The organism is Paenibacillus pinihumi DSM 23905 = JCM 16419 (assembly GCF_000422505.1).
Classification (GTDB): domain Bacteria; phylum Bacillota; class Bacilli; order Paenibacillales; family Paenibacillaceae; genus Paenibacillus_D; species Paenibacillus_D pinihumi.
This window is the reverse complement of sequence record NZ_AULX01000012.1, coordinates 66,083-86,573: the sequence shown is the minus strand read 5'-3', so window position 1 is coordinate 86,573 and position 20,491 is coordinate 66,083. Positions and strand designations below refer to the sequence as shown.

17 protein-coding genes are annotated in these 20,491 nt (G+C 48.2%); 10 read left to right on the top strand and 7 right to left on the bottom strand.

What is annotated here, in order from left to right:
- Window positions 1-3: 3 nt before the first annotated feature.
- A complete protein-coding gene (locus tag H583_RS35080; RefSeq protein WP_051235904.1) occupies window positions 4-2,175 on the bottom strand; it encodes a PAS domain-containing protein in 2,172 nt (723 codons plus the stop codon).
- A gap of 99 nt (window positions 2,176-2,274) precedes the next feature.
- The gene (locus tag H583_RS0102900) at window positions 2,275-3,399 is read right to left on the bottom strand and encodes a response regulator (protein WP_028559151.1); all 1,125 of its coding nucleotides are present in this window, start codon (window positions 3,397-3,399) and stop codon (window positions 2,275-2,277) included.
- Between the two features lie 595 nt (window positions 3,400-3,994).
- Here H583_RS0102900 and H583_RS0102895 point away from each other — a divergent pair.
- The 4 genes from H583_RS0102895 to H583_RS31700 all read left to right on the top strand — a co-directional run bounded on the left by H583_RS0102895 (window position 3,995) and on the right by H583_RS31700 (window position 9,245).
- The gene (locus H583_RS0102895) at window positions 3,995-5,761 is read left to right on the top strand and encodes a stalk domain-containing protein (protein WP_028559150.1); all 1,767 of its coding nucleotides are present in this window, start codon (window positions 3,995-3,997) and stop codon (window positions 5,759-5,761) included.
- Window positions 5,762-5,790: 29 nt separating this feature from the next.
- Window positions 5,791-6,483, top strand: coding sequence for a response regulator transcription factor (locus tag H583_RS0102890; RefSeq protein ID WP_028559149.1), 693 nt, complete (start codon window positions 5,791-5,793; stop codon window positions 6,481-6,483).
- Between the two features lie 16 nt (window positions 6,484-6,499).
- Window positions 6,500-7,981, top strand: a complete 1,482-nt coding sequence (locus H583_RS0102885; RefSeq protein ID WP_245585829.1) for a sensor histidine kinase — start codon at window positions 6,500-6,502, stop codon at window positions 7,979-7,981.
- Window positions 7,982-8,090: 109 nt separating this feature from the next.
- A complete protein-coding gene (locus H583_RS31700; RefSeq protein WP_051235900.1) occupies window positions 8,091-9,245 on the top strand; it encodes a polysaccharide deacetylase family protein in 1,155 nt (384 codons plus the stop codon).
- Window positions 9,246-9,361: 116 nt separating this feature from the next.
- On the opposite strand, the gene H583_RS0102875 is transcribed toward H583_RS31700, so the two are convergent.
- Entirely contained in the window at window positions 9,362-10,948 is a 1,587-nt protein-coding gene (locus H583_RS0102875) for a hypothetical protein (RefSeq protein WP_028559147.1), read from the bottom strand.
- A 486-nt stretch (window positions 10,949-11,434) separates the two neighbouring features.
- Here H583_RS0102875 and H583_RS0102870 point away from each other — a divergent pair, with 486 nt between their 5' ends.
- The 4 genes from H583_RS0102870 to H583_RS0102850 all read left to right on the top strand — a co-directional run bounded on the left by H583_RS0102870 (window position 11,435) and on the right by H583_RS0102850 (window position 16,055).
- Complete coding sequence (locus H583_RS0102870; RefSeq protein WP_028559146.1) at window positions 11,435-11,869, top strand: DUF1641 domain-containing protein; 435 nt, start codon at window positions 11,435-11,437, stop codon at window positions 11,867-11,869.
- A gap of 34 nt (window positions 11,870-11,903) precedes the next feature.
- Window positions 11,904-13,082 (top strand): NAD(P)/FAD-dependent oxidoreductase, encoded by a 1,179-nt coding sequence (locus H583_RS0102865; protein ID WP_028559145.1) that lies wholly within the window; start codon window positions 11,904-11,906, stop codon window positions 13,080-13,082.
- Window positions 13,083-13,232: 150 nt separating this feature from the next.
- Window positions 13,233-14,795: a hypothetical protein gene (locus tag H583_RS0102860; RefSeq protein WP_028559144.1), complete on the top strand. Its 1,563-nt coding sequence runs from the start codon at window positions 13,233-13,235 to the stop codon at window positions 14,793-14,795.
- Window positions 14,796-15,065: 270 nt separating this feature from the next.
- Window positions 15,066-16,055, top strand: a complete 990-nt coding sequence (locus tag H583_RS0102850) for an alpha/beta hydrolase (protein ID WP_028559143.1) — start codon at window positions 15,066-15,068, stop codon at window positions 16,053-16,055.
- Window positions 16,056-16,136: 81 nt separating this feature from the next.
- On the opposite strand, the gene H583_RS31695 is transcribed toward H583_RS0102850, so the two are convergent.
- Both H583_RS31695 and H583_RS0102840 read right to left on the bottom strand, forming a co-directional pair.
- Window positions 16,137-16,781 carry a YczE/YyaS/YitT family protein gene (locus tag H583_RS31695; RefSeq protein WP_051235898.1) on the bottom strand — a complete coding sequence of 215 codons (645 nt, stop codon included), beginning with the start codon at window positions 16,779-16,781 and terminating at the stop codon, window positions 16,137-16,139.
- Window positions 16,772-17,203, bottom strand: a complete 432-nt coding sequence (locus H583_RS0102840; RefSeq protein WP_028559142.1) for a GNAT family N-acetyltransferase — start codon at window positions 17,201-17,203, stop codon at window positions 16,772-16,774. Before H583_RS0102840 ends, H583_RS31695 begins: the two co-directional genes overlap by 10 nt.
- A gap of 167 nt (window positions 17,204-17,370) precedes the next feature.
- Between H583_RS0102840 and H583_RS31690 the strand changes: the two genes are divergently transcribed.
- Window positions 17,371-17,862, top strand: a complete 492-nt coding sequence (locus tag H583_RS31690; protein WP_051235896.1) for a MarR family winged helix-turn-helix transcriptional regulator — start codon at window positions 17,371-17,373, stop codon at window positions 17,860-17,862.
- Window positions 17,863-18,318: 456 nt separating this feature from the next.
- A complete protein-coding gene (locus tag H583_RS0102830; RefSeq protein WP_028559141.1) occupies window positions 18,319-18,876 on the top strand; it encodes a hypothetical protein in 558 nt (185 codons plus the stop codon).
- A 118-nt stretch (window positions 18,877-18,994) separates the two neighbouring features.
- On the opposite strand, the gene H583_RS0102825 is transcribed toward H583_RS0102830, so the two are convergent.
- Together H583_RS0102825 and H583_RS0102820 are read right to left on the bottom strand one after the other, a co-directional pair.
- The gene (locus tag H583_RS0102825) at window positions 18,995-19,633 is read right to left on the bottom strand and encodes a hypothetical protein (protein WP_028559140.1); all 639 of its coding nucleotides are present in this window, start codon (window positions 19,631-19,633) and stop codon (window positions 18,995-18,997) included.
- A gap of 94 nt (window positions 19,634-19,727) precedes the next feature.
- Window positions 19,728-20,462: a TraX family protein gene (locus tag H583_RS0102820; protein ID WP_028559139.1), complete on the bottom strand. Its 735-nt coding sequence runs from the start codon at window positions 20,460-20,462 to the stop codon at window positions 19,728-19,730.
- Window positions 20,463-20,491: the final 29 nt, after the last annotated feature.

Here is a 20,491-nt window from a genome sequence, read left to right as displayed (position 1 = left end):
ACTTCATATCTTATGTTGGATGGGGATGGCAACATGTACGGTCGTGCCCGCTCCCAGCTCGCTGGTATATTGGATGGTCCCATGGTGGTCTTCAATAATATTAATGCTGACAAGCATGCCTAGTCCGGTTCCCTTGTCCTTGGTCGTATAGAACGGCTCGCCGATGCGAGGAAGCTGACTGAGATGCATCCCTACGCCCTCATCTTTAAAATCGGCACATATAAGACCAGACTCCTGATACAGGCGAATTTGAAGCAATCCGCCTTCCGGCATGGCTTCAATCGCGTTTTTGATCACATTGACGAACACCTGCTTCAGCTGATTGGCTTCGCAGTAAAGCAGGGGAATATCCTGTTCCAGTTCCATATGGATCGCAACATTAGAGAGATTCGCCTGTGTCGTAAGCAATTCCACCACTTCTTCAATAATATGGCCGGGATGATTCATCTTGTACTGGGCCGTCTGAGGTTTAGCTAACATCAGCAGCTCACCGACAATCAGCTCGATACGGGCAAACTCACTCTGCATAATCTCGTAATACCGTTCACGCGAATCCCCCTCCGCCCGCAGCAGGAGTTTGGCGAATCCTTTGAGCGCTGTCAGCGGGTTGCGAATTTCGTGTGCGATGCCGGCCGCAAGCTGGCCAGCTGCCGACAGTTTCTCTGACAGGCGCAACATCTCCTCGGCCTGTTTTTGCCCGCTCACATTCTGAACCGTTCCGAACATGCTTAGCGGCTCACCACGTTCATCATGCATAAGCATACCCAATGAATGGATTTGAATGATTCTTCCCGGAGAGATAATCATCCGAAATTTGGAATCGAATGACCCGCCGCCCAGGCAGGTATCAATCTCCTGTTTGACCCGCTCCATATCATCAGGGTGAACGAGCCTGAAAAAATCTCCTCCCGTATAGGCGAAACTCTCCCTGTTCGTCCCCATCATATCCATTAGCTCATCTGACCATAACAGCTTTCCGCTGCGGATGTTGTAATCATAATAACCAAGTCCGGCCATCCTCTGGGAAAGCTTTAAATTATGCTTGATCCGGCTGATCTCCTGTTCGCTGTCTTTGCTGTCCGTTACGTCATGGATGACGCCCATAGTCACCCGTTCCCCTCCAGCCTTCTCTACATGTTCACCCTGAATGCGGAGATGCCGGACTTCATTTCCGGCCGAGAGAATTCGAAACTCACAATCGTACAAATAACCCGGACCTTGCGAATTGGCGTTCTCCACTGTCATTCGGACCCGCTCGCGGTCATCCGGATAGATGTGCCCCATCAAAGTGTTGAAATCGGGGGGTGACTCGCTCTCGATGCCAAAAATCGAAAATATCTCCGGTGACCAGTAGGTGTACACATTATTCAAATTGCGTTCCCAGCAGCCGAACCGGCCCAGCCGACGGGTGATGGACAGCCGCTCCTCCAGCTCCTTGCGGCGGGTAATATTCCGCCAGATGCTCGTGAAGTTGTAACCGCGTTCATTCTCCGGCCCTATAATACGCCGGATAGAAGCCTCAAACCAGTAATACATCCCGTTCGTATGCCGGAGCCGGCATGTGAACATCAGTTCTTCGCTCCCCTTCAGGCTGCTGCCGGTCAGCGCCTCTCCCACATGCCTGCGGTCGTCGGGATGGACGAATTCGAGCACATCGTCCCCAAGCAGCATGAACGGGCGATATCCGAGCAGCTTGTGGGCTGCAGGCGAGACATATTTAAAGCGTCCCGCCTGATCTGTATAACAGATAATATCCAGAGCATGGTACGGCAGCATTCTGAATAGCTGCCTGCTGTCCTCCGGCATGACGGGACGCACCGCATTCAGATTACGCATTATAATAAACAGGCCGTTCCTGGAGGGATAGACCGTTGCTTCAAACCACAGATTTTGCGGGGAATAATAATCCGAGAACACCAAAGACTCCTGAAGCCCGTTCGGTTCAGGATAACTGCTGAATAATCTGTAATTAAGCGCCTCCGGAAACTGGTCTATGACATCCTTTCCAATGAGAGACTGTTTGTCGTCGATGGAGAGCCGCCTTGCAATCGCAGCATTGACAAAGACAATCCGCCACCTGTTGTCAAGCACCAGGCACCCTTCCGGCATACCATCGAACAGAGCTTCCAAAGCCTCAGCAGACTGAAAGCCGAATTCAATTTGCGATGCGTCCAAACCCCATCCCCCTCGTACCTTTAATACAATATGTATGCTCCTTGCTCCGACATCAGCAACAGGGCTTCTTTGATCTCTTATCTGGTTGTACTGCCTTCGCTACAAGGAAAAGGACTCCAGGCACTTGCGGTATAATTCTTCGGTCCGGGCCGACGGCTTGATCCCCAAATCGTTTCGTAGAACCGCTGCGAACGATTCGTAATACTGATGCACAGCCGGACCATTGTTCATTCTGGCATAGCCGCTCAAAATCAGACGGCAAATCTCTTCTGAATAAGGATCACGCGCGTGTAAAGACTCCAGCCGTTTCATCGCATGCTTCTCACGCCCTGTCTCCATATCATAACGGACCAGCGCAAGCGTGCATTGAGAATATCTGTGCAGCAATTCCCGTCTATACGGCTTCGCCCAGTCATAGTCATGTTCCTCCAGGTAGTCTCCTTTATAGAATGAGAGGGCTGCAACCGCCCTGATCCGATCCTGCTCGGATGCAATCCCCTCAACCAGACAGGCTGCCTCAAAGGCTTCAACATCCGTGGTCAGCTCCGATGAGATCAACCGGTAGCTGTCCTGAGCGTATTCTACCGCCGCTTTAATTCCTTCGTCCTTGAGCAGCTTGCGAATCTGATAGACAGAGGTATGCAAATGTGTGATTGAACGGTCCTGCCCATAGGCTCCCCACAGCTCCTCCAGAATCTGGTCCTTCGGCACCCACTTGTTTCGATGATGCAGAAGAAAGGCAAACAGTTCCTGAATCTTGTTCGTCCGCCAGCGCAGTTTCGCAATGCCCACCAGTTCCAGCCTCTGAAAACATTGTATATGGAACGTATCCGCTTCCTGCTTGTGCGCCTGCGGCCTCCCGGCAGGGATATATTGTTGGATCCGGTCAAGCGTCTTCACAAACCGGGCAGGATTGACCGGCTTGAGCAGGTAATCCAGTGCCTGCAATTCGAAAGCTTCCAGCGCATAGTTGGAGTAGGCGGTGATATAAACAATATGTACATGAAGATCCGCTTCGCGGATCTTCTCAGCAGCCTCCAGGCCGCTGATTCCCGGCATGCCGATATCCAGAAACACGACATCTGTATGTTCCCTGGACAGATGCTCCAGTCCGGCGCGGGCTGTCGTATATTTACCGGATACCTCGTAACGCCCGTCATCCTGAAGAAGCCGTTCAAGCTGCATGAGGGCCAATTCCTCGTCGTCAATCAATATGGCTTTCATTGTGTACCTCCTGGCAGGCTGGTCTCTCATACATCCTCCGGCGGCTGTCTATGGCTGTTCCGTCTTGAGCTGCAGACCACCAGAACCTGTTCACCTGTCATGTCTTCCTTGCCTTCGAACGGCTCTTTCATCTAAAGGAAATTATAGAATTTGAATTTATATGTGAAGTTAACAGAATTGTTAAATTAATCATATAGCAGCAGCTATAAGCCGTCAATTTGATTTATATGTCAACCACAGCCGAATAAAGGCGATTGAGAAGAAATTTCTCCGCTTTTCATGCGCTTTTATGTCATATTGTGATTTAAAATTATTTTTCCACCCTGAAAACAAGGAATTATTAGCGAAAATTATGAATTCCAATAAGAATTAGAATTTTGTCATTATGGAAAATTTTTTTTCGTTTTTCGCAACCTTCCCGATTTCTATGCGTCATAATTTCGGTATCTCTTTTTCGCTTGTGCGACATTTTATGCTATCCGCGAAAAAATGAGCTTCGCCGTTACTAGCGGTGAAGCTGTTTATGCTTGTACATTGCCAACTTTACCTTACTCATAAACCAATTATCAGAATAATTAAAGGAGAAACATGACACATGAAAAGAATTCAAAAACAACTGGTTAAAGTCACAATTGGTTCCATGCTGCTAGCTTCACCGTTTTCAGGAGTTACCGTATGGGCGGCTGGCGCTTCGGATCAAAATACGCTCCAGCTTCAACAAAACAGCGCTTCGATCCAGTTCAATGGACAAGTTTCAACGGCTGCGCAGCCTGTTACTTATGCGAAGGGCGCAAACTATATTCCGCTTAGCACCATCTCCAAGCTCTACGGCTTTAGTGTGTCCTACGACGCTGATACGAAGGAGTCAGTCGTAACCAAAGGCGATCTGGAAATACGTTTTGCAGCCAATACCACCCAATATAAAGTGAACGGCAAAGTTCAGACCGCTTCCGGAGAGCTGTTCACCCAACAGGGCAGCATGATGGTTCCGCTCCGCACCTGGTCTGAAATCACAGGCAGCCGCTTTGTCGTATCCGGAAATTCTTATGTACTCTCCTGGAACAAAGAGAATACCGAGCCGGAAGTCAAAACACCTCCTGTCGCACAGTTCACCACCGATAAAACCGAATATAAGATGGGCGAGCCTATCCAATATATCAATGAAAGCCATGATGAGCACGGTACCATTGTCAAAACCGAATGGACAGGCAAAGAGCGCGCCTTCTTCCGCCCCGGCTTTGTTAAAGTCACGTTGAACGTGACCAATAATCACGGTCTGACCAGTTCCTTTACGAAGGAAATCCGGATTACAGAAGAGAAACTGCATTCTGAAGAAGAGTTCAATTTGCTGTACACACCAGCCGGAGAAAAATATGTGATCGACGGTACCCGGGTGCTTCGCATGGAATCCGTGCCTTACCAGATTGAATCCCAGCCGATGAAGCTGATCCGCAGCAATAGCCCGGAATACTTCCTGGAAGAAGGAATTGCCTACCAGGATAACGTATCCGGCAAATTCCGCGTCAACATCCATAACGGCAACCGTTCCGGCAAAGCGCTGACGGTCTATCTCGTAGCCACCAACCATCAGGATCACCCGGTAACTTACAGCGTCGATGCATTCGGCAAAGGCGGCCCGACTACCTATGTATCCACAAGTGGTAAAAATGCGGTTGCACGCTTCCTGGACGATTTGGCGCACGGCTCACCGCGCCAGGAGGTTGTCGTTAATCCGGGCGAATCCATTATCGTTCTGCCTGAAGTAGCCTCAACACCGCTCAAACCGAATTTGATCATGACGTCTTACACCGAGATTACGACCAGCGATGAGCTGCAATTTACTGTCGCTGCTGTAGATGCCGATGAACATCCAAACAAAAACGTATTTGAAATTTTGCCTTCCCTCAAGAAGCTTGACCGGGATGGTCGCCATGTTCGCGGAACATTCGAAAACGCCAACCGTTCTCTTCTGGTAGACGGCACTCTGGGTTACAAAAATCAACGTATTATAATCGGCGATCTGAAGCAGGATGTCTTTCTGGACGGCACAGATACACTGACCGGGATTCCGGAGAACAACAAAGGCAACACCGGCGTGCTCTACAACCTGCAACTGAAGGTTGCTCCTCATACGCAAGTCGGCCTTAATGCACGCGGCGGCCACTATGCAGGCGCAGCACTGGTCAATGACAAAGTCGTACAAGTCTTTGAAAAGACGATTCTGAAAGACCCGAATGATGTAGGTGTACTGTACCAGACAGGCGATAATGAAGAAGTTGTCAACCTGACTTTGCTTATCGCATCAGGCAGCAACCTGCCGCTTAACATTTTGTTCCAGCCTATTAACGGCGAGAGCAAATAATTAACGGTTTCCGCAAGGGGGCGTCTCCAATCGAAACCATACTGCTGGTTGACGATGAAAAAGAGATCATAAAGCTCATGGAAATTTACTTCAATAATGAAGGATACAACCTGCTCAAGGCCTCCGATGGTATGGAGGCCCTTGAGCTGCTTAAACGGCATGATGTCGATCTGATTATTCTCGATGTCATGATGCCGCGGATGGATGGCATTGAAGCGTGCATGAAGATCCGCGAGGAGAAGAGCATGCCGATCATTATGCTGTCAGCCAAGAGCCAGGATATGGACAAAATTACAGGACTCAGCATCGGAGCGGATGATTACGTTACCAAACCATTCAACCCGCTCGTGCTGATGGCACGGGTGAAATCCCAGCTTCGCCGGTACAAGAAACTCAACTCAGCACCTGCCTCCAACCGGCATGAAATCGAAATTGACGACCTCGTCATCAATATTGCCAACTACACCGTCACAGTCGATCAAGAACCTGTCAAATTAACACCCCGCGAGTTTGCCATTCTCAAGCTTTTGGCTGTCAATCTGGGCCATGTGCTCAGCATGGACCGAATTTATGAAGAAGTATGGAACGAGCCCTTCATGGAATCCAAAAATACCGTGATGGTTCACGTTCGTAAAATTCGTGAGAAGATCGAGAAGAACCCGCAAACACCCAAGTATGTGAAAACGGTTTGGGGCATCGGCTACAAGATAGAAACTCCTTGAGACAGGAGGCCGCGCAATGGACCAGCAGCCCGTTAATTCGAGCCGCAATATGTTCCGGATTCTTACAACTGCAGCAATTAGCCTTGCCATGACAGCGGCTGTGCTGGCACTGGGCAGACTGGCCGTCTCCTATATGCTGGACCGGCCTTTATTACGTTCCGCCCCGGCCTGGGTAATCAATCAGCTCGGCTCCGCCGTTATGTTCACTGTAACGGGTCTGCTTGTATTTACAGTCCTTTTTATTCTGCTTGGCAACCGGCTCGTATTCAAGCCCCGGGAGAAGACGCTGTCGCTCCGCTGGAAGCTCCTGCTGATGCTCCTGGGCTCATTGACAATGACAGCCGCCGGACTGTTTATTATCTACTTGGTGGCAACAGCATTGTTCCCCGTTAAAATCATCAATTTGCCGCTGATATGGGCGATTAACACCGTGGGTTCCACTCCGGTCTTAATTGTGCTGGGCACAGCTCTGTTTCTCGCTTCATTCCTGCTGTTATCGGATGGCCTTATTCGCAATCTGGAGCGGGTCGAATCAGGGTTAAAAGAAGCGGCAGAGGGCCATCTGGACTACCGGGTAGCTGTAGATACTTCAGATGAAATCAGCCATCTCGCAACAGAACTGAACCGGATGTCGGAAAAGATCAGCTGGCAGCTGGGGGAAATTACCCGCGGACTCCAGGAGATGGAGCAAAGCAATTTCAGCTATGAGATTCCGGTATCCTCAGGGGACTTCGGCAGCATCGCAGCCAGCATCAACAAGATGGCCCGGCAGATTGACCGGCTGATTCAGGATGAGCGGCGCGCAGAGCAGACCAAGAATGATCTGATTACTGGTGTATCCCATGATCTGCGCACCCCTCTGACCTCAATACTGGGCTTTCTGGAGCTGATTGAGAATGACCGTTACAAGGACGAGCTGGAGCTGCGCTATTATGTCAATATCGCCTATGACAAGGCTACAGCTCTGCAAAAGCTGATCGATGACCTGTTTGAATTTACACGTATTAACAACGGACTTCCCCTTCACAAGAATGGGCTGGACATGGACGGATTGCTCCGCCAGCTGGCAGAGGAATTTGTCCCCAGTCTGGAGAAGAGCGGCATGGAGATTCGTATTGAATCACAGGAGCAGGCAATTATTCTGGAGGCGGACGGGGACTTGCTCGTACGAAGCTATGAGAATCTCATCTCCAATGCGATCCAGTACGGTGCAGGAGGACGCTATGTTGATATTCGTCTGCTGAGCCGGAATGCCGAGGCCGTCATCCAAATCATTAACTACGGCCCTCCTATCCCGGAAAAGGATATCCCGTATGTGTTCGACCGCTTTTACCGGGTAGATCAGTCACGCTCCAGGCAGACAGGGGGCACCGGTCTTGGCCTTGCCATCGCCAAAAGCATCGTAGAGGCGCACGGAGGGAAGATTCAGGTATACAGCAGCAGGGAGTTCACCATGTTTGAGACCTGTTACCCGCTGCAGAATGGTTCGCGAATCTAAAACCATAAAAGAAATTCTTAAGCGATTGTTAAGATTTTGACAGCCAAACTGTTAAGCACTATTGTTTATAATACGATATAGTAGTAATGAGTAAGGAGGAGAATAACATATGCAAACCAAACGCAAGTCATGGATGATTCTGCTTTCATTCATGCTTATCGCATCCATGATTTTAAGCGCCTGCAGCAAGCCTGCAGAGAATCTTGAGCCTGATCCTTCCATTAAGATTGTGGTGAATGGAAAGGTGTGGGACAATACCGGAGCTGCCATAAATTCGGAGGGCAGACTGATGGTTCCTTCTGACTTTTTGAAAAAAGCAGTGGAAGATGGCGAGGAACCGCCTGCTGAACACGTGGAAGGTACCGTTTACTTTAAAGATCAGGTTGCCGTTCTGATGTATCACGACATTACAGAAGGCAAGACAACCAAGGCCGCCTTGTCGGTTAAAGATTTTGAAGAGCAGATGGAGCTTTTGAAAACCAATGGATTCCATGTCATCAGCATGAAGGAATACTCCGATTTTATCCTGAATCAGAAGCAGGTGCCGGACAATGCGGTGCTGATTACCTTTGATGACGGCTATGAGAGCTTCTATAAGCTGGCTTACCCGGTGCTGAAAAAGTATGAATATCCTGCAACCAACTTTGTAATCGTCTCCTTCATCGACAAACGGATTGGCGTGCCGAAGATGACTTGGGATCAGATGCGTGAAATGCAAAAGGAAGGCATGACCTTCTACAACCATACGTATGACTCCCATCTCTATATCAATGTCGACACGAAAGGCCACACCAAGCCTGCGTTGACGAGCCGCATGTACCTGGAGAATGAACAGCGCAAAGAGACTGAGCAAGAATACAAGGAACGAATTACAGATGATTTGAAAAAAGCGGAAGAGCGGTTAAAGGAAGAACTGGGCAATACGGACAGTATCATCGCCTTCCCTTACGGCGCATTCAACAAAGATGTGCTGGAGGTATTGAAATCACTGAATATCAACATCTCCTTCACCGTCAAGAAAGGGATTAATTCCAGCAAGGATGCGAATGGATTCCGTGTGAACGGCGCCGATGTCAAGGAAAATCCCAAAATTGTAATTAACCATCTGAAGAACCTGACCTCGGCTTCCTTTGACGGATCAGGCAAAGATGGCAAAGCAGCCAAGCTGGTGTCGCTGCGCCAATATTGCGATAAGAACAATATCAGCCTTGCCTGGGACGCTCCCAGCAAGGAAGCGAGGCTGACTTTTAGTAAAAATGCATAACGGACTGGAAAGCCTTCGCTTCTTGTATTGAAGCGAAGGCTTTTTTATATCAAGCTATGCTGCTTTTTTGCCTCGGGAGCTCTTGAGTGAATCCCTCATATCTTCCTGCACTTGCCTCAATCCGTATCCATCCCGATATAGAAGGTCGTATGCTCATGATCAGAGGTCCAGACCACAGCCTCGCCCTCTTTCGTCCAACTGATCGGGATACCTGTGCCGTACCACGATAGCGCATGCTTGTTGAGGTCATAAATCCACACCCAACCGTTCCCGGTTTTAAACATTATATAGCGCCCGAATACGCCTTGAGCATCCTGCTGCGGCACAATATGACTAACCGTATGCTGCCCGGACAACGTCTCAGCAAGCAGTGCCGCTGCGCTATCCGGCAGCTTGCTGGACGGGTATGGTGTCTCCTCCTTGCTGCCGATATGGATACGAACCCGACTGCCTGCTTCCGAAGAACGGGGAACCACAACTGTCGAATTATCCGGCCAGGTCATCGGGGCCACGAACAGGAAGCCGTCGCTTTTGTTGATATACCCGGCATTTGCCCTGCTGAACAGCTTTCTCCCGTCCTTGGAGAACACGATCAGGTCGGCATCAGGGCCCAGGCTGTGCGATGAAATCAACAGTGCTACCCGTTCCCCGTCCGGAGAGGAAGCCATTCCGTAAACCGGCGCCGGGGATGTATACAGCTTCTTAATCTCTCCGGTATTAAGATGGACACGATATAAGGTGCGGTTGCCATAGACGGCATACGTCTCGCCATTCAGCATCCGGTCCGAATACAACACATCCGCTCCGTAATCATTGGGATAGCTTCCCTCTGCATCTGGCCATTTCGTGATGCCAAGCCGCCGCTGCTTTCCCCCGTCCCTTTCAATGATCGTCTGCGTCCCGTCAAAATGGTAAGCCATCAGCTTGTCCGCCTGATAGGAGCCTTCATGTATGGGTTGAAGCAGCGCCGTATCTTTGAACATCTGCACCGTTTCGCTTTGCTTTGCCGGGTTAATCCAGCGTATACGCTGCCCGCCCCGGTCTCCCAGCACTGCCTCTGCTGAATCCGCACGATCCGGGTCAACAAATGACTCGCCGGATACCGACAAGAGCTTGTCGAACCGCAGCAGGAGCGGTGCACTGGGCTTTTCTGAGAATCGGACGACAAAACGTCCCGGGTCACTCCAGTAGATGTCATATGCAGGCGCACGGGCATTCTCAGGGAGAACGAGGCGGAGAGAATCCGCTACGGATTGCTCCGCTGTATCCCGCTTCAGCTCCCGGTTTGCAAGGACGGTCACACTGGCGCTCTCATTGTTCGTGAATAGCCATAGCGAAGGTACGACAGGCTCGTCCAGTATCAGACTGAGCCAGGCAGACGGAACGACCCATGCATCCATCGTGCCATTTTCATTTTCCTTGCTGATTTTAACAGACCAGACCGTCGCGTCCGAACTCCGGAGATCATCAATCACATATGTGCTGGACACCTGTTCTTCATGAATCGTCAGGTTATACTGCTGTCCGGACGGCTCCAGGTCTTCAATCCCATCCGGCTTGGCGTTGGCCTGACGCATGCCTTCCAGCAGTTTGCCCAGCTTCTCTGCATCCTCAATCCGGTATTCTCCCGCGTTGATGCTGCTCCCGGCAGTGCTTATCTCCATAAACCGGACTAATGAAGACTCAGGCACCTGCAGTCTCAACTTTCCGTCCCTGCTGACCCCGGAGTCGCATCCCGTTATAATAACAAGACATAGGAGAACTATAAATGTTAAAACACAATGTGTTCTGCAAAGCACGTTCGTTGTACCCTTTGTTTTTTCTATAGGCATTGTATGAAGTCCCTCCTTGCAATCAATCTGTGTCAGATGTCAGACATGTGACAACACTATTAGTCCAATAGTATGAAAAATAACATTTTTAAAGAAATATTTCCAGACTTATCCGGTATAAAAAATTAAATTTTGTCTAATTTTAAAATTATAATTGCAGTTCAGACGAAATAGGACTAAAATGGACGTAAATGTGATCAAGCCATTCTTTTTCCAGCCTTTATCCGGCCTTATTCTGGCCCTATTGTGAAATTTATCACAATTTGTGTTGTGATAAGCAATCATAGATCAGTCTAAAGCATCCAAGCGAGCGCAGGATAAAAGAGTGGTTCATTCAAGCATGGGAGGCTGTTTTAAATGTCGGATACTTTAACGCAACAACCGGTAGGAGAAGCTTCAGGTTCCGCACGCGGAGAGCTGGATATTCTGGATCAGCTTATGAAGCCGGAGGTACAGAAATCCCTGACTGAGCTGGTGGAGCATCTGCCGAAGCTCGCAGAGATGGTTACGATTATGACCAAGGCATATGATGTTGCCCAGACTGTAGCTACAGACAAAGTATTGATCAACGATTTCGCGGGTGGTATTTCAGAGTTTGTGAAGCCGATTACGGATAAGGCCAAGGGCATTGCTTCCGCTGCTGTAGAAGCGGGCGACCGTGCTCAAACTGAACAGTCCTCGATTGGTTTGTTTGGTTTGCTTAGAATGCTGAAAGACCCTCAAGTTCAAAAGACGTTGCGCTTTGCGCAAGCCTTCCTGGATGTGCAGGCCGAGCGTCAAAAGCAACGTTAATCTGATCGGAACATAATTAGAACGGAGGATAAGTATGTCGAAGCATATTCTAATCTTGGGTGGAGGCTACGGCGGACTTCTGACCGCACTGACTGCCCGCAAACATTTTTCTGAACAAGAAGCAACGATTACAGTTATCAACAAAATTCCTTCTCACCAAATCGTGACCGAACTGCACCGTCTTGCTGTTGGCGGCCTGGACGAGCGTAACGTTGCTCTGCCTTTGAGCAAGCTGCTGAAAGGCAAGTCCGTAAACCTGGTGATCGATTCTGTACAAAGCATCGATTTGAAGCAGAAGCAAGTGAAGCTTGCCGGCGGCAGCACCACTTCCTACGATAACCTCGTTATCGCACTGGGAAGCGAAACAGCGTTCTTCGGTATCCCTGGTCTGCAAGAGTACAGCATGACGCTCAAATCCGTTGAGGATGCCAACCGTATCCGTGCCCACGTAGAAGCACGTCTGGATGCATATGCAAAATCCAAAAACCCTGCTGACGCCAACATCGTTATCGGCGGCGGCGGCCTGTCCGGTATTGAGCTGATTGGTGAACTGGTGGATAAATTGCCTAAAGTTTGCGCAGAAAAAGGCGTAGATTTCAACGATATCTCCCTGTACTGCGTTGAGGCAGCACCTTCCATCCTGGCTGGATTTGCGCCTGACCTGGTTGAGCGTGCGAAGATTTCCCTGGAGAACCGCGGTGTAAAATTCCTTATCGGCGTAGCCGTTACCGAAGTTCAAGGCAGCAAAGTTCTGCTTAAAGACGGTTCTTCCATCGAAACCAATACACTGGTTTGGACTGGCGGCGTAACCGGCAATCCGCTTGTTGCAGAGTCCGGCGTGGAAGTAAACCGCGGCCGTGCAACTGTTAACGAGTTCCTGCAATCCACTTCCCATCCGGAAGTATACCTGGCTGGTGACAGCGCAGTTGTATTCGGACCGGAAGGCCGTCCTTATCCGCCAAGCGCACAAGTCGCATGGCAAATGGGTGAGGCTGTTGGTTACAACCTGTTCGCAGTTTCCAAAGGCCTGCCGCAAAAAGCTTTCGATCCGGTATTCTCCGGAACTCTGGCGAGCCTGGGCAGAAAAGACGCAATCGGTACAATCGGCGGCAATCAGCTGAAGCTGAAAGGTACGCCTGCTACCCTGATGAAGGAAGCAAGTAACGTCCGTTACCTGTCGCACATCAACGGTCTTTTCTCTCTGGTTTACTAATTCATCCATCAAAGGGAGCTCTTACTCGTAAGAGCTCCTGTTTTTTTTCACCGGTACTTGTCAAAGATACTAGAGGGTATGATTATAGATAAGAAAGCTTCAAATCAGGATTGTTGCAAGAATAACTAGAAAAGAACAGGATACGATGTAATGACTGATAAAAAACAACAGCGTTACCGCTTCAGCGATGCACCTATATGGGATTTGCAGCGGGCATATTATGAACAAGAAGGACCGAGAGCCTGGAACAATGACCAGGTTCCTCAATACATCACGAGCAATCCGATGATTGCGACCTCGTATGCAGAAATAATCTTCGGGCTTCTTCAGGATCTTATGGGCAAGGGCTATGATTCTGAGCCAGTTTGCATTGTGGAGCTTGGAGCAGGAGCAGGCCGGTTTGCTTACCATGTGCTGGTTGAATTGTGCAAGCTGAGAGATTATGCCGGACTAGCTTTGCCACCCTTCCGTTATGTGATGACGGATTTGGCGATGACGAATGTATTAGCCTGGAAGGAGCATCCCGCTCTGCAAACTTTTATTGCCGAGGGATTACTTGATTTTGCGCGATTTGACGCTGTTCATGATACTGCCCTGGAATTGGTAGTCGCAAAAACTGCGATCCGTGCAGGAGATTTGAAACAGCCTTTAATTATTGTTGCGAATTACTTTTTTGATGGCATACCCCAAGAGTTGATTTATATTGGGGAACAGGGACAAGTCTATGAGGCTGATGTTATTGTTGAGTTGCCTGAACACACTGATTCGCTCAAACCGTCCGAAGTCATCAAGCAAATGTCTTTGCATTATGAGTATCGGCATGCACCGGAGTATGAACAGGAAACCTACCCTTACCGTGAGGTCATTTCCATATATCAGGAGCAGCTGCAAGATTCGCATATCTTATTCCCTGCCGCCGGCTTCACTTGTCTGGAGCGGTTGAATCAATTGTCCCAAGCCGGATTTCTCTTAGTAACCGCAGATAAGGGAGATCATCTGATTGACAATTTTAAATTCGCTGAACCGCCGGAGCTGATTTTGCATGGAAGTTTTTCTTTCAACGCCAATTATCACCCGTTTCAGCATTTTTTCGAACAACAGGGTGCTGTGACCCTATTCCCCCCTCATCATTACAAAAATATAAATGTGGGCTGCATTCTTAATTTGAATGATCCGGCTGGCTACACGAATACCCGGCTGGCTTACCGCCGGTTTGTTGAACGGTTTGGTCCGGATGATTTCTTCAATCTGAAGGAATGGGTAGATCTTCATTTGGACAGCATGGGCCTGCAGCAAATATTAAGCTTCTGGCGTTTGGGCGGCTATGACGCCGAGTTTTTCATACAGTGCACGAAACAGATGTCCCGTCTGCTGCCAGATGCGAACGAAGATGAACTTCAAGATATTGCGAGAGGTATACATCTGATGTGGTCCGCCTACTATGTCATGGAACAACGATACGATTTGGCCCTCGATGCCGGATTAATATTGTTTGAGATGGATATGTACGCAGAGTCTAAGCGTTATTTGGAAATATCGATAAATTGGTATGACGATGACAACGTATCCACAGTGTTTTACTGCCTCGCCATTTGCTGTTTCGAGCTGGAGCTTGAAGCGGATGCTTTGCATTATCTGGAAAAATTATTAGAGCTTGAGCCTGAGCATGAAGAAGCAGCAGCGTTGTTACACCATTTCCAAAACAACGCCTAGCTTAATAAGACTAAGACTACTGGTGAGGCGGCGTTGGTTCAGCTTGCTGTTACAAGAAATCGCGGAGATATTTAATGACCGCGATTTTTTTGTGTTCAATTCCACGCTTTGGAAAAGAATAAGCCAGAGAGCGGTTATTTCTGCCTGGCTGACAGAGCAAATCTATAATTAAGCTGAAATTAAGATACGGTTTTCTCCGTGTTAAGCTTGGACAATTACAATGGGGATATGCAACAAGAGCAGTTGTTACATCAAAGGAGAGTGCCAGAAATGAAAAAATGGCGTAAAAGACTATGGATGACAGCTATTTCCGCTTTGGCTATGCTTGTCCTTCTTGTCGGGTCAGGCGTGGTGTATGAGCAAGTAAATGCCCGGAAGGATCTGAAATCGTACACCCCGAGCGGAAAGCTCTACAATGTGAATGGCCATAATATGCATCTATATAGCGGAGGCCAAGGGGATGTAACGGTTGTACTCGCTTCCGGATGGGGAACGGCCAATCCGTATGCAGATTTTTCCCCGCTGTATGATAAGCTCGCGCCACATGTTAAATTCGCCGTATACGACCGGTTCGGCTACGGGTACAGCGACACAACCGACACGAAGCGTGACATCGATACCATAGCCAGTGAAATACATGGGGTGCTTGAGGCATCCGGCCAGAAGCCTCCTTACCTGCTTGTGGCCCATTCGCTAGGGTCGCTTGAAACCATCCGGTTTGCACAGAAATACCCGGATGAGGTAGCGGGAATGGTGATGCTGGATAGTGGAAGTCCGGAATATTACTACGCGGATAAATCGGAAACTGCAAGCGGCGGTTTTCTCACGCAACTGCTCGCCAAAACAGGCGTGCTCAGGCTCATTTTTCAATCGGACAGTTTTATCGAAAGCTCCCGGGCAGCCCGCAATGGCTTGAAATTCGTACCGGATGAGCTGAAGCAGATTGACCTGGCTGCCTCACTGATTAAGCTTAACACAGCCAACATGGAAGACGAACTCCGTCAAATGCATACGAATGCGAAGACCGTATTGGATGACAAAAAGCCCTTCACGTTTCCGCTTACGATTCTGACTGCCGACTACTTGGGGGTTGCCGATGATGTATGGAACAAATACGAGGAGGAATTCACCTCCTGGTCCACGCAGTCAAAGCAAATGGTAATCAAGGATACCGACCACTATATTCATCAATACCGCCCTGATCTTATTGCAGATGAAATATTGGCCTTGGCAAAGCGCCAGGCTTTAAGAAAGTCCTAAATTAGATATATAAGCAACCGGCAAAAAGTCCACCTAACAAACTGGTTAGGCGGACTTTTTGATTGCAGCAAAAGCCATATCTTACATCTCTACACTCTGCGTGCCCTGCTCGGCCACTACAGCTGGACGGTCATGCTTCAATACTTTCATGAAGTAACCGATAATGAGACCGCTGAGACAAGCGGCAAGCACGGTTCCAAGCCCGATTGCTCCCCCCAGGAAGAAGGCCAGTATAATACAGACGATCTGAATTACTGCCCTTGCTCTGGCAACGCTCCAGCCGGATTTCTGGCGGATAATCAGCATTAACCGGTCAAAAGGCATGGGTGCAAAATGGGCGCATAAGTAAATTGCCGTACCCAGCCCGGACAACAGCAATCCTGCTGAAAATACCCCCAGTTGGGAAATAAACCATTGAGGCTGAAGCCAATCGGCGACTATAAATAGCCACATATCAATCCCGAGCCCTGTAACCAAAGCGGTCAGTACACCCAGGTACTCCGGACGTTTCCCGGACATCAGCGCATTGGAGACAACCATAATCAGTCCCAGAATAATCTCCCAGCTGCCGATTGTCAGCCCAAACGTTCTGGTCAGACCGACGAGCACCGCGTCGAAGGGACCTGTACCCATATGGGATTGGACGGTTAGCGCAACCCCGAGAGTCAGGATAAGCAGTCCTGCAATATAAAGCAGGAGCTGGCGCATATCCGGCCTCATGCCCATTCTTTGGTCATCGTAACATGAGGAATGTTCTCCTCCATAAACACTTCGGAGGCAACAGCATAGCCCAGACGCTTATAAAAATTTTCTGCTTGAACCTGAGCGTTGAGCTTGCCTTTTTTCAGGCCCTTCTCTTTGGCCAGACTCTCCAGCTTCTCTACGACAGCTTTGCCCAGTCCGTATTTGCGGTGCGAAGCGAGGACACAAATCCGCTCCAGCTTGCCTGCATCGCCGACAACACGCAAACGGCCGACAGCAGCAGGCTGTCCCTCATAATAAACCAAAATATGGTCTGTCGACGGATCGACATCATATTCATCAAATTCATTTTCTTCCGGTACTCCTTGCTCCTCACAAAAAACAACCTTCCGGATGCGGGAGGCAGCTGCAAATTCCTGCTCTGTTGTAATGCGTATCGCGTTCATTTTGTATTTCCCTTTCCTTCCCTAAACGTTATGATAGAGTCATTAATAAATTTTTGATAATTTCGCTTGTTAACTTGAGTATAGTTCATATTATTATTGTTGTAAATACAACATTTTTCAGAGAGCAATTGAACCACTTCCATTCAAACAGGAAAGGAGAAACATGTGTGCAAGGAATTCTTCGAGAAATCGGCATGATCGCCCGCTGCCTGGACACGATCAGCAATGTGGAGTTCAAGGAATACAGCCTCTCCAAGGGACAATACCTCTATCTGGTCCGCATTTGTGAGAACCCCGGCATCATTCAGGAAAAGCTGGCGGAGATGATCAAGGTTGACCGGACCACCGCAGCCAGAGCGATTCAAAAGCTGGAGCAGCAAGGCATGATTTATAAATCCGACCACCCCGAAAACAAAAAAATTCTCAACCTCTATCCAAGCGAACGGGGTGAGAAGCTGTATGCCTTTCTCCAGATGGAGGAACGGCACTCCATGAATGTCGCGCTCGAAGGATTCTCTCCGGCTGAGATCGAGACGGCTCTCCTGCTTTTGCGGAGAATGAGAGAAAATATTGAGGAGGATTGGAAGCTCATTAAAAAAGGCGAGAAGCGGGCCTATATGGATCATGCGCGGGCAGAGATTGCCCGAAAAGAGCAGTAAACTCGCTCTGCTTGTTATAGGAAACCGCTGCGCACCAATCCGCAGCGGTTCTTTTTTGTCTGGTTTGCTTAATTTCGGGAGCAGAAAAAGCGGCAGATAAACAAGCCGAATAATTATTTTTAAAATTTTTCCATTTCAAGCGTCAAGTTTTGGAGGGATAGATCGTTAAGGGAATAGATGAACTTACTTTCTTACAGTCATCTGAACAGACTGACTTATCTTACTAGGCAAGACCGCAACTAGAAGCTGTAAACCTGCAAAATACTTGCTATAGAAAGTTGGCCGGTTCCCTATCATGATTGGGGAGGTGCGTTTTCCAGCAGGAGCATGAAGTAAAACTCAGTATTCTTATAGGTTTGTTATGAATGGCATACCGCAGTACAAATCTCAAGATGCCGGATTTTTTCATCGACGTTCCAAAGAGATTAGAAATCAAATTACGAGGAGGAATTTTTAATGAAATTCAAAAAAATCTTTTCTGTAATGCTCGTATTGGCTATGATGTTGACGACTTCCGCTTATGCCGCGGGTAACGAGGCTGTACAAAGTGAGCCAGCAGGCAAACTTGTCGAGGTTCTTACAATTGCTACCGGGGAATTAGTATCTTACGACGAAAATGGCGTGGAGTCCGTAACCTTTTTAACACAGGAACAAGTGGCAGAAAGACTTGCTAACGCTACTTCAGGTGATCAAATAACGGCAAGATCTGTAAATACAACTTTATATAATGTGTATGTTCCTAAAAATATAAATGGCAACCAGGGGGCCACTGTAGGTTCTTATTTCCCTGTTCCGCACAACAAGATCAACATTTATGTTAATGATTTAAGAGCTATCTCATCCATTAATCTTAGTGTGACGACTCCTGAGGGGAACACTATTTATAACAACTTCACTCTAAAAGGCAGATTAATTTCGTTCCCGACGGGTAATACAAATCTGGGGCATACAGTAAAGGTAAGTTCAAACGACGGGCCTGGACAGGCTGATTTAACCATATATTCAAGCTTCTAAACACTATTAATTGAATCTATATTAATAAGCACTTATAATCATCCCGAATATTAACTGATTCCCTTGTACCGGACGGCATAAAGGACAGTCATGGCTGCCCGGCACAAGGGAAGTTCTTCTATGGCCCCTTATTCCCCTGTTCATCCAACCGCTCCCACACATGCTGAAAATAGGCGGCTTCTCCCTCCAATAGCAGCATGGCTGTCTCCAGCTCACCTTCTGATAACGGGTAGAAGTTTGACTTTTTCAGATTCAGTATGCCCAGCACCGTTCCATCAAGAGAAGCAGATTGATGGGATGCTGCCAATAAAGCCAGTGCTGCCGCGGCACTTCTTTTTTGCAGCTTTTGCGCAGCTTCCTTGAAGTACAGCTTGATCAGATGGGGCTGTCCATTCAACCGGAGACCAAGGTCCGGAGATGCCTGAACGACCAGTCTTCCGAACCGCCAGCTGGCCTTGCCGGGCTCAAACCACTCCGGCTCCTTCCCTCTGCAAAACCGTTTGTACTGCTGAACAGCCTCCTTGTAATGAAGCCGCTTTTTATCTTCCACCTGCTCCGCCACAGCATCCAGCGTCTCCATCCCAAGGCCTGACCGATGCATCCGGCAGATCGCTTCCCTCAATTCCCGCCAAAAATCATAAGTACCGTCATATTCATCCTGCCTTTTGATTTCCTTGACCTTTGTAATCTTGGACAGCCCCCGCTTGAGGGTGAAATCAATAAATGGAGTAAAGCTAATCTCAATATCCGGCATCATCGTAAACCTCCCTGTGTCCGCCACTTGTAAAGTATATGGAGCCAGGGAGGCTTAATATGATGCGGCTATGTGAATAGGTCCTGTTATATCTAAGTCATCCCTGCTTGACTATGAATTCCACTGTTTTTAAAATCCATAGATGCAAAGGATAGAATACGTAGAATACATACTTGGAAAAATTGTTGCTTAAGCCTCTTTCTCCATTGTACAAAAGGATGAATGGAACGACTGTGATGAACAAGAAATCCGAGTTAACCATTAGCATCTGCATAGCCTCTGATACGGTTTCGAAAGACATAACGGACATCATAAATAATCCGGCGGATAGCAATGCATAGCCGATCATTTTCTTTTTCATGCTTTTTCTGAAAAAGTAGGTGATTAATATAAAGGGGATGACTACTATCCCGCCTTCTGTTAAAAGCATCCCCAGAGGAACAAGCAACAAAGCGCCCGCTATTAATCCGATCTTGCTCCTGCCCGCCCTTTTCTTGCTCAGTTCAAATAGGTTAACGATTAAAAGCCCTACTGCCAATGTCATAAATATATTATTAAATATTTGAACCTGCGCTGAGGCAAATGCACCGTTGATAACCAAATTTCCGACCTGCATAAAGACCGCAAAACCAAATAATCTAAGATTGTATTTGAGCCTGCTTCTGGTATGGAATAATCCTTCAACCATCAAATACGCAAACAGCGGTGCCACAAAGCGTGATAACGGATGAAACCATACAGGAAATATCTCCGGAAAAGAAAAATACAGATGATCCATCAGCATCACGATAAGCGCAATGATTTTGATTTGAAATGCGTTGAATTTTATCATTTTAGTGTCCCCTAGCGGCGATTCTCCTC

Excerpts from the sequence above, each read along its gene's own strand:
- H583_RS31695 (WP_051235898.1), bottom strand. The coding sequence starts at position 16,781 with ATGGGCATGAGGCCGGATATGCGCCAGCTCCTGCTTTATATTGCAGGA.
- H583_RS0102870 (WP_028559146.1), top strand. The coding sequence starts at position 11,435 with ATGTCGGATACTTTAACGCAACAACCGGTAGGAGAAGCTTCAGGTTCC.
- H583_RS0102895 (WP_028559150.1), top strand. The coding sequence starts at position 3,995 with ATGAAAAGAATTCAAAAACAACTGGTTAAAGTCACAATTGGTTCCATG.
- H583_RS0102860 (WP_028559144.1), top strand. The coding sequence starts at position 13,233 with ATGACTGATAAAAAACAACAGCGTTACCGCTTCAGCGATGCACCTATA.
- H583_RS0102830 (WP_028559141.1), top strand. The coding sequence starts at position 18,319 with ATGAAATTCAAAAAAATCTTTTCTGTAATGCTCGTATTGGCTATGATG.
- H583_RS0102850 (WP_028559143.1), top strand. The coding sequence starts at position 15,066 with ATGAAAAAATGGCGTAAAAGACTATGGATGACAGCTATTTCCGCTTTG.
- H583_RS0102900 (WP_028559151.1), bottom strand. The coding sequence starts at position 3,399 with ATGAAAGCCATATTGATTGACGACGAGGAATTGGCCCTCATGCAGCTT.
- H583_RS0102885 (WP_245585829.1), top strand. The coding sequence starts at position 6,500 with ATGGACCAGCAGCCCGTTAATTCGAGCCGCAATATGTTCCGGATTCTT.
- H583_RS0102840 (WP_028559142.1), bottom strand. The coding sequence starts at position 17,203 with ATGAACGCGATACGCATTACAACAGAGCAGGAATTTGCAGCTGCCTCC.
- H583_RS0102865 (WP_028559145.1), top strand. The coding sequence starts at position 11,904 with ATGTCGAAGCATATTCTAATCTTGGGTGGAGGCTACGGCGGACTTCTG.
- H583_RS0102820 (WP_028559139.1), bottom strand. The coding sequence starts at position 20,462 with ATGATAAAATTCAACGCATTTCAAATCAAAATCATTGCGCTTATCGTG.
- H583_RS0102825 (WP_028559140.1), bottom strand. The coding sequence starts at position 19,633 with ATGATGCCGGATATTGAGATTAGCTTTACTCCATTTATTGATTTCACC.
- H583_RS31700 (WP_051235900.1), top strand. The coding sequence starts at position 8,091 with ATGCAAACCAAACGCAAGTCATGGATGATTCTGCTTTCATTCATGCTT.